The following is a 13,646-nucleotide window of genomic DNA, read 5'->3' as shown; positions in this document are numbered from 1 at the left end:
ATAGGAATTTTGTAGCTTTTTCTTGCTGAAAATAGCTAAAAAGCTGCCCGCCATCAATTTGCATTCGCGCGTATTCTTTGTCAAATTCGCTTTTAGTTTTGCTATTTTCCCCTGCGGTTTTGCATTCTATAATGAGATAAGTTTCATTTTGGTTATCACGCACTAAAATATCCGCTTTTCCGCCTTTTAGCTCTCCACCTACTCGCCATCTTGGCTCTAGCTCTAAAGATTCTGCTTTATAGCCTTTTTCTAATAATCTATGCACACATTCAAACACGACAAAATTTTCAGGGTGAGAAAAATTTGAAGTCGTGGTGTCGTGTTTCTTTATGCCTTGTGGATAAATAAGCCTTTGGTTTGTAAAATCCACTTGCATTATGTAGGAGTTTATGGTCTTTGTGTAGATATTTGTATTTTTAGAATCTAGCTTGTTAGATTCTATTGTTTTAGATTCTATCTTTTGAGATTTTTGACTTTTAGAATCTATACTTTTAGATTCTAGCTTTTTGCCCCCCCCCTAGAGAGAGCTTCAAAGCCTAGAATCTCTAGCACTTCTTTTAGATTTTCTTTAGTAATCATTACTTACCTTTCCCCACAGCCTAAAAAGTATAGGCTAAATGAGTGTTACCATTGGGAAAATTGTGGGGTATTTTTTAGTCTTTTTAAACATTAGTTTTCTTAGGGCATTTCTTAATTCATTTTCCATTGCTTTTTGGCTGTTATAAAGCTCTTTTTTACAATTTTTACTAAAGAGTGTGAAAAACTCTTCAATTTCTTTGTTAAAAGCTTGTGTTTCTTTGTTTGCAATAATTCCCATTGTTTGGATGCGTGGTTTGCCAATTATAGAATTTTTCTCTTTGTTAAAATCTACAGAAATAATTAAGATTCCATTTTCTGCTAAGTCTTGTCGCTCTAAAATCACATCATTGGCAATCGCAGTATTGACTTGATTGTCGATATAAGTTTTGCCTGTTTTTACACTTCTTACTTTGCGTAAAAAGTTATGTGCAATTTCCATTTGATCGCCATCTTCCATTAGATAAATATTGCGTTCATCAACACCACAAGAAACCGCTGTTTCTTTGTGTTTTAAGATATGATTGTATTCTCCGTGAACTGGCAAGAAAAATTTAGGCTTCACAAGGCGAAGCATTAGCTTTTGCTCCTCTTGAGCGGCGTGTCCGCTTGTGTGAATTTCACTAAAGTCTTGGTAATATACTTTTGCCCCTGCTTTGTTTAAGAAGTTTAAAATGTTAGACACAGAACCTTCATTGCCCGGAATTGCTTTTGCTGAAAGGATTATGGTATCAGTTGGTTTAATTTTAATGTGGCGATGTTCATCTGTCGCCATACGATAGAGAGCACTCATTGTTTCCCCTTGTGAGCCTGTGGTAACAATTAACACCTCTTCATCTCCATATTTTGCCACTTCGTGCGCTTCAATAAAAATATTTTGTGGAAGCTCAATATAGCCTAAAGTTCTAGCAATTTCTAGGTTTTTTTCCATTGAACGCCCAATAACCGCGACTTTGCGATTATATTTAATGCCGTGTTGGATCGCCTGATACACGCGGTGAATATTAGAGCTAAAGGTGCTCATAATTACGCGTCCCTTAGCGCGTGAAAAAAGTAAATCAAAAGCTGGTCCAACGCTTGCTTCACTTGGAGTGTAACCGGGTTTATGAGAGTTTGTAGAATCACTAAGAAGCAATAAAACGCCTTGTTCGCCATAATGCGCAATTCTATTTAAGTCAGTAGGATAGCCATCAATTGGTGTGTGGTCGATTTTAAAATCACCTGTGTGGAAAATCAGCCCCGCTTCTGTTTTAATCGCTAAAGCACTAGAATCCACAATAGAATGTGTGATGTGAATCCATTCAATTTCAAACTCGCCAATTCTCATAGGCTTGCGCTTTTCTACTGCGCGGAATAGGGAGCGAAATTTTTTAAGTCCGTGTTCATCAAATTTAGAGCCTATAAGTCCTAGAGGCAAAGCTGTGCCATAGATTGGGAATTGGTATTTTTTAAACAAATAGGGCATTGCACCGATATGATCTTCGTGGGCGTGCGTGATAATAATGCCCACAATCTTATCTTTAATCACTTCTAAATAGCTAAAATCTGGCACTAAAATATCCACGCCGTGCATACTCTCATCTGGGAAGCTCATTCCTGCATCAATGATGATTGCGGAGTTTTGTGTTTCAATAATAGTCATATTACCGCCAATTTCCCCTAAGCCACCAATTGGCGTGATACGCACCTTTGCATTGGGGTTAAACTCAATCTTAGAGTGCGGAGCAAGCGCGTCTTCGTGGATTTTTGCATTAAGCTCTACGGCTTTTCTAAGTTCAAGGTTAGAAGCCTGTGTAGTTGAGCTTGCAAAGTTTTTATTGTATTGCTTTGGGCGATTTTCACGCGTATTTGTGTTGTTTTTATCTGTATCTTTTTTGAAACGCGGATTATAGCGGTTACGATTTTGTGGCTTTTGCCCGCTTTCGCCTTCTTTTGTGGAATCTGTCTTTTGTGATTCCATTCTGTCTTTGCGTGGTCTGAAACGACGCTTGTTTGGTTCGCGATTTTCTTTGTTTGGTTGTATGTTTGGGTTAGTTTGTTCTTCCATATTTCCGCCTTTTATAAAATTTTCAAAAGTCGGTGATAGTCTTGGGTATCAATCTCGTGAGGTCGTTTGCTAGGGGCAATCTGTAAGGATTCTAAAGCGTCCAAAATAGCTTGTTTTGGATAGGCTTTGCTTAGATTATTTAGAATTGTTTTCCTAGGTGCGCTAAAGGCAACTTTAAGTAAAGATTCTAAATGCTCTAAGTCCTTAAAACTAGGTGGATTTGCTATTTTTTGGAGCAAAAACACCGATGAGATAACCTTAGGTTGTGGCACAAAGGCAGTAGGTGGCACATCAAAGAGCAGTGTTGCCATTCCCACACTTTGTGCTAACACGCTTAATGCGCTAAAGTTACTTTCTCCACATTGTGCGCAAAATTTTTGCGCAACTTCTTTTTGTGTCATCACGACACAGCCTGTTGATAGGGGGTCTTTGATGGTTTTTATCACAAGTAAAGTTGCAATATAATAGGGTAAATTTGCCACAAGAAAGTAAGCTTGTTTGCGCAAACTCTCACCCTTCCAAATCTCTAATACATCACCTATCTCAAGGTTTAAATGCCCAAATTCTAATGCGCTTTTAAAACGCTCTTGCAAATAAGGAACAAGTTCCTTATCGACTTCATAAGCAGTGATATTCCCTAAGCTTAGTAGCTTATTTGTTAGATCACCTAAGCCAGCCCCAATTTCTATAAGTTCAATGTTTTTCTCTATTTTGGGAATGGATTGGATAATCGCATTTAAAATATTTTCATTGTTTAAGAAGTTTTGCCCAAAATGTTTTTTTGCTAAAATTTGTTTTGTTTTTATGGCAGCATCCTTAAAAATTCTGAAATTGTAACACAAAATTATTAAAGAATTAGCATTTTTGGATAAATCCACTTGGTGAAATACAGATTTTCACACGCTCCCCACTTTTATTAAAAAGTTCTAAAAACACAACTCCATTTGGAATTGTGGGCTTTTCATAAGGTTTTTTGCAGAGCAAAAATCCTTTTTCATCAAACAAAATTCTAGCCTCATTGCCCTCTCCACAACCTCCACTAAGTTTCACATTTTGGATTCCATAGCGTTGTGTGATAGCTAAATTGCCATTTCTCAAAGGGTTTGCAAATTTAGAATTATCGCTATTATAGACATTTAAATATCTGTTATCTAGCAAATCTCTAGCAATTTCTTGCCTATCGCGTGGGCGGTCATCAAAGTTTTTTGTGCGGACAGATCGCGCAGAATCACTAAAAATATAATACGCATAGCCAATATCTTGCAGGGGGGAAAATTGCATTCTCCATAGGCTCTCATTCCAGCGTGTGCGTTCTTGCTTGCAATTATCGCTTTGACAAAAGGCACTTTGGGTAATGTGCTTTGCGTTATTTAGGGCAAGGTAGCGTGTGTAGTTTAAATGTTCTAGGATTTGGTTTTGAGCTAGATGGAGCTTAGAAGATGGAATCCAAAAATAACCTAAAGTAGCAAAAATGCTAAGGATTGCTAGGGTTAGAAGTGTTTCAAAAAGACTAAAGGCGTGGCATTTCATTTAAGATAAAAAGTAGCGATGGTTTTGTCGCGGTAAAAAATTGGAATCTTTTTGGCATCATTTTTTGGGGAGTCATACAAGGTTGATCCGCCTTTTTTGATTCCATAAAATTGTAAGCGAAGTTGTAAATCTTCATCAGTTTTTACGGATTTTATATCTTGTTTATGGAGTGCGTTTGCTAAATCCTTTGCAATGAAGTGGCGGTAGGCGAAGTGTTCGTTTGGGTTTGGGAATAAAATGAAAAGAGGTTTGGATAAAAAAAGCGTGGCATAGCCTGTTAGAAGCACAATAAATGTGGCAATAAATGGGATTCTATACCTTGAGCGAAATTGCGGTAATCGCACCCTAAGCCCTGAGAGATAAAGGCTACTCATAAGTGGAATCCCAAGCAACAAAAAGGGGGCAAATTGTTCAATTTGCACGCGTTGGCGCAAGGATAAAAGCCAAATAAACATTAACGCACAAAAGGTGATATACCATATTAAAGGCTTTGTTTTGGCATTAAAATAGCGGTAAAGAGTGTAGAGAAAATACAGATATAAAAGTGGGGAGAAAATCAGCATTAAATGCCCATTTGCATCTAAAAAATAGCCCCTTGGATGTCCGCCGATATTAAGTCCAAAAAGATACATATTAAGCCCAAAAAGTAGCAGAGAGGAAAAAAGAAGCTTTGTATCTTTCTTAGAAATTGCATAAAACATTAAGGCTAAAAAAAGAAGAGCAAAGCTTGCATTAATAAAAGTTATCATTATGAGCAAGAAGTATGGGATCTTATTTAATTTTTGCACAATAATACAAAGTAAAAGTGTGAAAAATACCACAATTCCAGCATTTGATACAAGTAATGCAATGGCATTTACTCCCGGAAGTAAGCAAAAAAGTAGTGTTGCAAAAAGCGCATCACTTTTGCGCTTTAAAAAGTTTGCACACAAAGCATACATTAAAAGCGTGTTGCAAAAATGCAAGAGTAAAAAAGGCAAGCGTAAGGCAAAATCATTTTGCCCAAAAATTTTAGTGCTTAAATTGCTAGAGAAGTGTGCAAAGTTTGCAAATTCTGGTATCCCAAAGAAAATTTGCGCTTCATCATAACTAAGGCTTAGTGTGTTTAAAAGCCATACAAGTGCGCCTAAACTTGCAAGAAGTATAGCGCCAAGCCACGCATAAATGCGGATTTGCGATTCCATTTGTTAATTAAATCTCCACAAAGGCGTAATTGTTTGCTTGAAGTTGCGCTTTAATATGGTCTTGATGTTCTTTGCCTTTTGTTTCAAGACTCACTGTTACATTTGCATCGCCAAAGGAAGTTGAAGTTCTATCAAAGTCAATTTTGACAATATTTGCTCCAAGTTGTGAGAGTAGATTGCTAAGTCCTTGCAAGCTACCGGGCTTATCAATAAGCGTAACACAAAAGCGCATTTTTCGGTGTGAGCGCACCAAACCTTTTTCAATAATATTGCCAAGCATTGTAACATCAATGTTTCCACCGCTTAAAACAAGCCCCAAAGATTCGTTGTGTTTCAAGCTAAATTTATTGTGTAAAAGGGCAGCTACAACGCTTGCTCCAGCACCTTCTACAACAAGCTTTTGATTTTCTAAAAGATATAAAATCGCATTTGCGATTTCTTCATCATCAACTTTGACAATCTCATCAACAGATTCTAAAATGTAAGAAAAATTTATAGGATTAACATCTCTTACAGCGATTCCATCGGCGATTGTTCGTACAGAAGCGGTTGTTTGGATTTCCTTTTTATAAAAGGAATGATACATTCCTGCCGCACCTTCTGCTACAACACCGATAATGCGCACATTTGGAAGCATTTGCTTATAGGCTGCTGCAATGCCTGCGATTAATCCACCGCCACCTATTGGCACAACAATGCTAGTCAAGTGGCTTTGATCTTCAATCATTTCTAGTGCAACCGTGCCTTGACCAGCAATTACCGCGTCATCAGCAAAAGGGTGAATAAACTGCAAAGCGTGTTTTTTGGCATATTCTAGTGCGTAAGAATAGGCTTCATCATAATTATTTCCTTTTAAAATCGCTTCTGCACCAAGTTCTTTAACGCCCATTACCTTAAGCAATGGTGTAGCTTCTGGCATCACAATAACACCTTTTATTCCAAAATACTTCGCACTGTATGCAACACCTTGTGCGTGGTTTCCCGCACTTGCTGCAATTACACCTTTTGCGCGTTCATCTTGAGTTAAAGAAGCGATTTTATTAAACGCACCTCGGAGCTTAAAAGAGCCTGTGTTTTGGAGATTTTCTTGCTTGAGATAAACTTTTGCACCACTAAGTTGGCTAAGTTTTGGAGCAAAGGCAAGCTTTGTGTGTTGGATAATTCCACTTAATTGCGCTTTTGCATCCATAATTTTAGAGATTGGAATCATTGAAAAATCCTTTGATGTTCAATTTTAATGCAAGCATCTTCAAAATATGTAATCCCAGCATTTTCTAGCAATTCTTTAGCTTCTTTATTGTTTAAGCCTAGTTGCACCCATACGCATTTTGGAAGATAGGGCAGACTTAAAACCTCTTGTGCGACTTCTAAGAGCGCTTCGCTTTTTCTAAAAACATTTAAAAGATCAATGTCTGTTTCTTGGCTAAAAGCGTCTTGCAAACTTGTGTAAGCCTTAATTCCTAAAATCTTACCACCTTTTGGATAAATAGGAATAATGCTATAACCTTTATCTTGCAAGTATTTTGCGACCTTGTTGCTAGGTTTTTGTGCGTCCGGGGATAAGCCTAAAATAGCGATTTTTTTAGAGTTTTCTAAGACTTTTTTCATCGGCAGCCTTTTGTGTGGATTTCTTTTATTCTAGCAAAAAAGAATTTTTAAGATTCTAAAATCCATTTTTTATAATTAGGAATTTGTATTTCTTGGCTAAAAAGTTGTGCTTGTGCGAAAAGTGTGGATTTGTCAAAAAAGTTCGGGGTTTTTAGCATAAAATCCATAGCAAAACATAGTGCGTTTTTAGCATTTAGTGGAATTAGGATTCCACCTTTTGCAATTTCGCATTGTAAGTTGGAATCCAAAAATTCCCCCTTAGGCTCTAAAATCTCTCTAGGCGCGCAATCTGTGGAAATAACAGGAATTTTTAATGCAAGGGCTTCTACTAAAACATTTGGGAATCCTTCGTGGTTTGAGCCAAACAAAAAGCAATCTGCCAAGCTTAAAGGCGCATAAGGATTTGGAGTGCGTCCTAGTAAAAATACGCTAGATTCTAGGTTAAGCTCTAAGATTTGCGCTTTTAAGGTAGCTTCTAGCTCTCCGCTCCCTAGGATAAAAAGTGTAGCTTTGTCTTTGAAATTTTGCATTGCGTCAATTAATAGGCGATGGTTTTTGCCACTATCTAAACGCCCTATGCTTACAAAAATAAATTTGCCTTGAGCTTTTTGCTTTAGGATTTTTTGGGACAGGGGAGAGTTTTCTTTGCTTTGGGTGATGATTTTTTCAAGGTTAAAGAAGTTTAACAAAAGTGTGGCTTTGCTAGGATTTACACAGAAATTTTGGATTAAGTCTTGCAAGTTTTGTGGAGAATTCGCGCTGATTTTATCAGCTTTGTTATAAAGGGCTTTGATTAAAAAACGATTGATTTTTGAGCTTAGATTCTTATAGCCATATTGTAAGCTAGGGTGGCTTCGCTCTGAGATTAGGATTTTAGGCTTTTTTACGCCACAAAAAAAGCCCGCTAGAATATTAATATAGTTTGGGCGTGTCATTAATGATAGGGAAACATCACAATTTTTAAGCAATTTTTTGTATTTGAGGGCTAAAAATGGGATTTTGATGAGTTTTTGGATTCCGCTTTCTTTGGCGCTGTTGCTTCCTAAGATGATTGTTGGAATCGCTTTTGGGATTGTGTAGTTACAAACATCTTCTAGCAAAATGAGTTTAAGCTCGCATTCCTTTTGTAAAGCCTCTAAAAGCAAGGAAGTAATGCGCTCCGCTCCGCCTGCACCTAAAGAATATAAAAGAATATTAACGCGCTGTTTCATTAAAGCCCTTTTAAAACTTCTAGCGTTTTTGCTAGCATTTGTTTTGGGCTAAAGGCGTTTATAATATGCTCCCTTGCTTGTTTTTTTAGCGCAAGAAGTTGTGCGGAGTTTTTAAGCACATAAAGGGATTTAAAGCACTCTAACGCGCCTTTTGTGTCTTTTGGGTTGAAGCAAAATTGATAGGAATCTTGCTTAAAGTTTGCGATAATTTTGCTCTCGCCAACATCACTAACAATTGGCACGCAACCACAAGCCATTCCTTCGGCTATGGAGTTTGAAAAACTTTCTGTATAAGAAGTAGAAACAATGCAATCAAAAAGCGGATAATAACGCTCTATGGAGTTTTTTGCTCCCAAAAATTCCATTGCGTAGGGCGCTAAAATTGCCTTACAATGCTCCATAATCTCTGGATTAGTCTTGCCCAAAGAGATAAAAGCAACTTTATTTTTATCCTTAAGATTCTCTAAAAATTCCTTTACCGCACTTGCAAAAAGGGGATAGTCTTTAACCGCATTCATTCTAGCAGAGATTCCAAAAACAAAGCAATCTTGTGCGATTCCAAGCTCTTGTTTTAGCGTGCTAGAATCACTTGGACAAAAGCGTTCTGTGTCAATCCCATTATGCACTACAAACGCCCTATCCATAAAATACCCCTTGTCTTTGTAAAAACTAATCGCATCTTGGGAATTGCAAATAATCGCATTTGCATAGGGGCTTAGGAATTTTTGCGCGTAAAAATACAGCTTGGACGCAAAGGGAAGCTTGCTAACATTAATTGCGCTAGAACGGAATCCAAAAACAACTTTACACTCTTTTTTATAGAGTTTTCCACAAATTAGGCTAAAGAGATTCATCTCAGGCATAAAGGCGTAAATACAATTTGGATTAAATGCCTTAATAAGCTTGTAATAGCGCAATAAAAAGCCAAAATCGCCATGCCCTTTTTTGTTTAAGCAAGTGTGCGGAATACCTTGGATTTCTAATTCTAGCTTTCCGCCACCATAAATGGTGCAAAGGTGTAAGTCTATGGATTTATCTTTAGCAAGTTCTTTTGCAAGTAGCACCCATTGTCGCTCCGCTCCGCCAAAGTCAAGCGAACGGATTGCAAGAAGGATTTTAAAAGGTTTTGTTTGTGTTTTGGATTCCATCTTTACTTCTCAACTCTTTGGCGGATTTTTAGTTTTGGCAAGCAAGAGATGGGTAAAAATAGGCAGAAAAACACTTGGATTGCAAGTAAATTTGGGCGGATTGCAAGGCTTTGTAAGATTTTTTTGAAGGCTTTTTTGCGATTCCCCCCTTGCCGATAAAGCAAAGCCGCTGTGGCACAGAGTTTAGCAAGATGAGCGGGGCAATATTTTAAGCGATCTCTATAAAAAAGCAAAATGTCCTGCTCGTAGTTTTTAACCATTTCTAAGGGCTTGTATTTTAGGTTTTGCGTTAGGGATTCTGCGTGGATTCTGTAAAATTTTAAGGGTTTGTGGAGATAGTAGCAGGGGCGGTTTTTATGAAGTTTTAACCATAAAAGCCCCATATTCCCGCGCTGTAAATTTTCATTAAATCGCCTTTGCCCTAAGAGTTTGCGTTCAAAAAGTGTCAAAAACTCACCATCTAACTTTCCACATAAAACTTCTTGGAAGCTAATCTCGCGCGACTCGCTAATGCCCTGCCCGGATAAAAATCCATCATCACTTCTTGTGCAGTTTGCAATAATGATTCCATAGTGGCGATCAAAGCTTAAATACACATTAATCATCTGTGAAATGGCTTCTTTAAAAAGCAAATCATCATCATCTAAAAGCATCACAAGCTCCCCGCTTGCGTGGTCTAAGCCATTGTTGCGATTGCCTGCACTACCTTTAGTATGGGCGTTTTGCACGACTTTAATATGGGGATTTTCCTGTGCGTATTCACAGGCGATGTTAAAGGTATTATCGCTTGAACCATCATCGCTAATGATAATCTCTAGGTTTGGATAATCTTGCTCTAACAGGCTTTCAATGGACTCTGTGAAAAAATATTCTCTGTTATAGGTTGTTAGGATAATGCTAACTTTTGGGAATTGTTGAGAAAATTCTTTAGGAGTTGCTTGCATTAGAGAATATCCTTGTAATTTACAGAGGTTAAAGAGCCATCTTGCATTTTATAAATGGAATCGCAATTTGCAATCGTGCTTAGGCGGTGCGCGATAATGAGTAGCGTTTTGTTTGTAGCAATCTTATAAATCTCCTCCATTATCTTAGCTTCCACTTGGGAATCTAGTGCGCTTGTGGCTTCATCAAGCACCAAAACTTCAGGTTCGCCATAAAGTGCGCGCGCAATGGCAATGCGTTGTTTTTGACCACCGCTTAATGCGATTCCGCCATCGCCCACTTGTGTATCAAGTCCTTCTTTTTGCATTAAAAAGTCATAAATGTTTGCACTCTTTAGCACAGCAATGATTTTTTCTTCATCAAAATCACGCCCAAAAGCGACATTTTCTGCCACACTTCCAGCAAAGAGATAAACATTTTGTGGGATATAGCCGATTTTTGAACGCCAGCTTTTAAGGTTATTTGCGTTAATTTCTGTACTATCTACTAGGATTTTACCTTCTTTTGGGCTTAATAAGCCGATGATTATATCAACAAGTGTGCTTTTACCACTCCCAGATTCGCCGATAAAAGCGACTTTTTCGCCTCTTTTAATGCTTAGGTTAATATCTTTTAAAATAGGCTTATTTTGGTAGCCAAAATAGAGTTTTTCTAGGGTAATTTGCTCTTTAAAATCTATCTTTTCATCGCCTAAATCCTTGATTTTTGCGTTTAAATCTTGATAGATGATTTCAAGGGAGCGGAAGTTAAAAATAATTTTATTATAGGAATCTAAAATGCGATTAATAGATGGCAAAAGTCGATAAAGAGCTAAAACATACATTGACAGCAAGGGAAGATAGCTTGTAACATTGCTAGAATCTTTGATAAAAAGATACAGCACCACAGCAATCATCATACAAAAACCTAATGCTTCAAGCAAAAGGCGCGGAATGTGGAAGAATGTTTGGTTTTTGATATTTGCCAGAGAGTATCCCCAAAGGGAGCTTGAAAAGGTTTGCATAATCGCGCTATCATCGCTTTGGAGTTTGATGATTTTATAGTTTCCAAAGCTTGAACTTAAGGTTTCAAAAAATCCTTTTTGATGTGCTTCTTTCTCTCTCCCTTGCTTTTTAATTTTTAAGGTGATAATGCGTGCCATAAGGAATCCAAAAAGTGCTAACATAAGCGTTAAACCCAAAGTGATTTTAAAATTCACAAACAAAAGCGTGCCATAGATTAAAAGCACCACAAAAACTTCTGAAGTCATAAACAAAGCCGCTGCTAGCAAAATAGTGAAGTTATGGGCTTCTGTGGTGATTGTTTTTGTTAAATAGCTTGTATTTTTTGTAATAAACTCTTCATAATTTAGCCCCAAATAATTCCTAAAAAGTCGCCCCACAATGAGATAATAACGCCCAAAGGTAAAGCGAGCTAATAAATGCTGATACAACAGATTTATAAGGCTTCTAAAGACATAAAACACAAGCAATGCCACACCAAAAGCAATTACAAAATCTCTTGGATTTTGGAATCTAAAAATTTCGTAAATAAAGGCAAAGTAAGGTTTGCTTTCAATCAAGGTAAAATCGCTTGCTATAGCCATAAAAGGTGCAATAGCGGAGATTCCTATAAGCTCTATTAAAGACACAAGCAAAGACAGAAGTAAAAGCCCATAAATATAACGCCGATCGTGGTTTGAGAGAATAAATTTTAATTTAGAAAGCATAAAATTCATAAAGCCTTAAATTTTTGGCGCATTATAAGATAAAGTTTATATGAATTTTTTTAAATGCGGCGAAAACTTAGCGCTTCTAGCAAATGCGATTTTTGAATCTGTGTGCTTTCTTCTAAGTCTGCGATACTTCTTGCTACGCGTAAGATTTTATCACTTCCACGCTTTGAGATTCCAAATTTTTGGATTGCTTTTTCTAAGACTTCTTGCTCGTTGTATTCAAGGGAGCAAAAGCGTTCAAATTCTATGCCTTGTAACCTTGCATTAAAGCAACTTTGCTTACGCGCTTTTTGGAATCTAAAAGCATTTAGCACTTGGTTTTGCAAGGTCTTAGAATCTATGCGATGCGCGGTTGTTTTAGATTCTAAATGCGCGTTTTCTTGCATTGTTACAAACAAATCTAAGCGATCCCAAAAGGGTTCTGAAATTTTGGATTTATAGGCGTTGATTTCTTTCTGATTACAACGGCATTCTTTGTTAAGACTTAAGAGATTCCCGCAAGGGCAAGGATTCATCGCTGCTACAAACATAAAATCGGTAGGATAAGTGATTTTTGCTTGTGAGCGTGAGATTGTGAAATGGTAGTTTTGTAAAGGCTCTCTTAGGGATTCTAAAATGCTTTTTGGAAAATGCGGAAGCTCATCAAAGAATAACACGCCCAAATTTGCAAGCCCTATTTCACCGGGCTTTATACTTTGTCCTACGGCACTCCCTAAAATCGCTGCTTTTGTCGCGCTGTTGTGTGGATTTCTAAAGGGACGGTGGGGAGTTATTTTAAGCGAAGTTACAGCAAGTTGGAGCATTTCATTTAAGGTTAAAGGGGGCAAAACATACGGAATTCTTGAAGCAATCATACTCTTGCCGCTCCCAGCACTCCCTTCAAAAAGGATATTATGGAATCCACAAGCAGCAATTAGTGCGGCGCGTTTAGCACGCTCTTGTCCGATGATAGAGTGAAAATCTAGGGGGAAATCTTGCGTGTAATAGTAGCGTTGTTTTTGAATTGTAAAATTTTCAAAGGGCAAGGTGGAATCATAGGACTCTAAGGGGGGAGGATTTTGTAAAATCTCTAAGGCTTCTTTTAGGGATTCCGCATAATAGGCTTTTAAATTTGGAATCTTAGAGTAAAACTCTTTGGCGCTTTTTGGAAGAATAAAGAGATGATTTTGTCCTTTTGTCTCACTAAGCAAGGATAGTAAAAGTGGAGAAATTGCTGGTGCGTCCTTAATGCGACCATCAAGTCCTAACTCACCAAAGGCAAAGAGCTTGGGCGGTGTTTTAGAATCTTGTAAATTAGGTTCTAAGAAATTAGAATCTAGTGTGTTATATAAAGCAATTAGAAGCGCGATTGGCAAATCATAAAAACTTCCTTGTTTTGGTAAGTCTGATGGAGAGAGATTTACCGTGATTTTAAGGGGTGGGAATTTAAAGCCATTTGCCAAGAGTGAGGATTGCACTCTTTGGCGTGATTCTTGGATTGCATTGCCAGCAAGTCCTGTGATAGAAAACGATGGCAAAGCGCGCGTGAAACTCACTTCAACTTCTACTTCTTGTGCGCCAATCCCAACTTGTGCGGCGCAAAACAATGTGTGCATTCCTAAGCCTTAAAATAATAATATTCTTAATTCTAACAATATTATTAAATGAATAAGTTATTTTTAATAAATTACACATAATTTTGAAAAA

Annotated in this window: 11 protein-coding genes and 1 pseudogene; all 12 read right to left on the bottom strand. The window is 37.5% G+C overall.

Features of this window, described 5'->3' with window-relative positions; translation table 11 throughout:
- Positions 1–295: 295 nt before the first annotated feature.
- Positions 296–579: pseudogene (locus tag IP358_RS08705) on the bottom strand (hypothetical protein); the annotation flags it as partial.
- Between the two features lie 34 nt (positions 580–613).
- Entirely contained in the window at positions 614–2,623 is a 2,010-nt protein-coding gene (locus tag IP358_RS08030; RefSeq protein WP_006802946.1) for a ribonuclease J, read from the bottom strand.
- Positions 2,624–2,634: 11 nt separating this feature from the next.
- The gene (rsmA, locus tag IP358_RS08025; RefSeq protein WP_006802947.1) at positions 2,635–3,465 is read right to left on the bottom strand and encodes a 16S rRNA (adenine(1518)-N(6)/adenine(1519)-N(6))-dimethyltransferase RsmA; all 831 of its coding nucleotides are present in this window, start codon (positions 3,463–3,465) and stop codon (positions 2,635–2,637) included.
- A gap of 13 nt (positions 3,466–3,478) precedes the next feature.
- Positions 3,479–4,153: a pilus assembly FimT family protein gene (locus IP358_RS08020; protein WP_006802948.1), complete on the bottom strand. Its 675-nt coding sequence runs from the start codon at positions 4,151–4,153 to the stop codon at positions 3,479–3,481.
- A complete protein-coding gene (locus IP358_RS08015) occupies positions 4,150–5,337 on the bottom strand; it encodes a glycosyltransferase family 39 protein (protein WP_006802949.1) in 1,188 nt (395 codons plus the stop codon). Before IP358_RS08015 ends, IP358_RS08020 begins: the two co-directional genes overlap by 4 nt.
- 7 nt (positions 5,338–5,344) lie before the next feature.
- Positions 5,345–6,547, bottom strand: coding sequence for a threonine ammonia-lyase (ilvA, locus tag IP358_RS08010; RefSeq protein WP_006802950.1), 1,203 nt, complete (start codon positions 6,545–6,547; stop codon positions 5,345–5,347).
- The gene (locus IP358_RS08005) at positions 6,544–6,945 is read right to left on the bottom strand and encodes a CoA-binding protein (RefSeq protein ID WP_006802951.1); all 402 of its coding nucleotides are present in this window, start codon (positions 6,943–6,945) and stop codon (positions 6,544–6,546) included. Before IP358_RS08005 ends, ilvA begins: the two co-directional genes overlap by 4 nt.
- A gap of 47 nt (positions 6,946–6,992) precedes the next feature.
- Entirely contained in the window at positions 6,993–8,156 is a 1,164-nt protein-coding gene (locus IP358_RS08000; RefSeq protein ID WP_006802952.1) for a glycosyltransferase, read from the bottom strand.
- The gene (locus IP358_RS07995) at positions 8,156–9,304 is read right to left on the bottom strand and encodes a glycosyltransferase (RefSeq protein ID WP_006802953.1); all 1,149 of its coding nucleotides are present in this window, start codon (positions 9,302–9,304) and stop codon (positions 8,156–8,158) included. The genes IP358_RS08000 and IP358_RS07995 overlap by 1 nt, the downstream gene beginning before the upstream one ends.
- 2 nt (positions 9,305–9,306) lie before the next feature.
- Entirely contained in the window at positions 9,307–10,248 is a 942-nt protein-coding gene (locus tag IP358_RS07990) for a glycosyltransferase family 2 protein (protein WP_006802954.1), read from the bottom strand.
- Positions 10,248–11,954: an ABC transporter ATP-binding protein/permease gene (locus IP358_RS07985; RefSeq protein WP_006802955.1), complete on the bottom strand. Its 1,707-nt coding sequence runs from the start codon at positions 11,952–11,954 to the stop codon at positions 10,248–10,250. The genes IP358_RS07990 and IP358_RS07985 overlap by 1 nt, the downstream gene beginning before the upstream one ends.
- A gap of 59 nt (positions 11,955–12,013) precedes the next feature.
- Positions 12,014–13,555, bottom strand: coding sequence for a YifB family Mg chelatase-like AAA ATPase (locus tag IP358_RS07980; protein ID WP_006802956.1), 1,542 nt, complete (start codon positions 13,553–13,555; stop codon positions 12,014–12,016).
- Positions 13,556–13,646: the final 91 nt, after the last annotated feature.

This window comes from Helicobacter winghamensis ATCC BAA-430, from assembly GCF_028751035.1.
Lineage (GTDB): Bacteria > Campylobacterota > Campylobacteria > Campylobacterales > Helicobacteraceae > Helicobacter_D > Helicobacter_D winghamensis.
This window is presented reverse-complemented; position numbering and strand designations above follow the sequence as displayed.

Coding starts and splice junctions, on each gene's coding strand:
- IP358_RS07980 (WP_006802956.1), bottom strand. CDS start 13,555: ATGCACACATTGTTTTGCGCCGCACAAGTTGGGATTGGCGCACAAGAA.
- IP358_RS08000 (WP_006802952.1), bottom strand. CDS start 8,156: ATGAAACAGCGCGTTAATATTCTTTTATATTCTTTAGGTGCAGGCGGA.
- IP358_RS08030 (WP_006802946.1), bottom strand. CDS start 2,623: ATGGAAGAACAAACTAACCCAAACATACAACCAAACAAAGAAAATCGC.
- ilvA (WP_006802950.1), bottom strand. CDS start 6,547: ATGATTCCAATCTCTAAAATTATGGATGCAAAAGCGCAATTAAGTGGA.
- IP358_RS07990 (WP_006802954.1), bottom strand. CDS start 10,248: ATGCAAGCAACTCCTAAAGAATTTTCTCAACAATTCCCAAAAGTTAGC.
- IP358_RS08015 (WP_006802949.1), bottom strand. CDS start 5,337: ATGGAATCGCAAATCCGCATTTATGCGTGGCTTGGCGCTATACTTCTT.
- IP358_RS07995 (WP_006802953.1), bottom strand. CDS start 9,304: ATGGAATCCAAAACACAAACAAAACCTTTTAAAATCCTTCTTGCAATC.
- IP358_RS07985 (WP_006802955.1), bottom strand. CDS start 11,954: ATGCTTTCTAAATTAAAATTTATTCTCTCAAACCACGATCGGCGTTAT.
- IP358_RS08005 (WP_006802951.1), bottom strand. CDS start 6,945: ATGAAAAAAGTCTTAGAAAACTCTAAAAAAATCGCTATTTTAGGCTTA.
- IP358_RS08020 (WP_006802948.1), bottom strand. CDS start 4,153: ATGAAATGCCACGCCTTTAGTCTTTTTGAAACACTTCTAACCCTAGCA.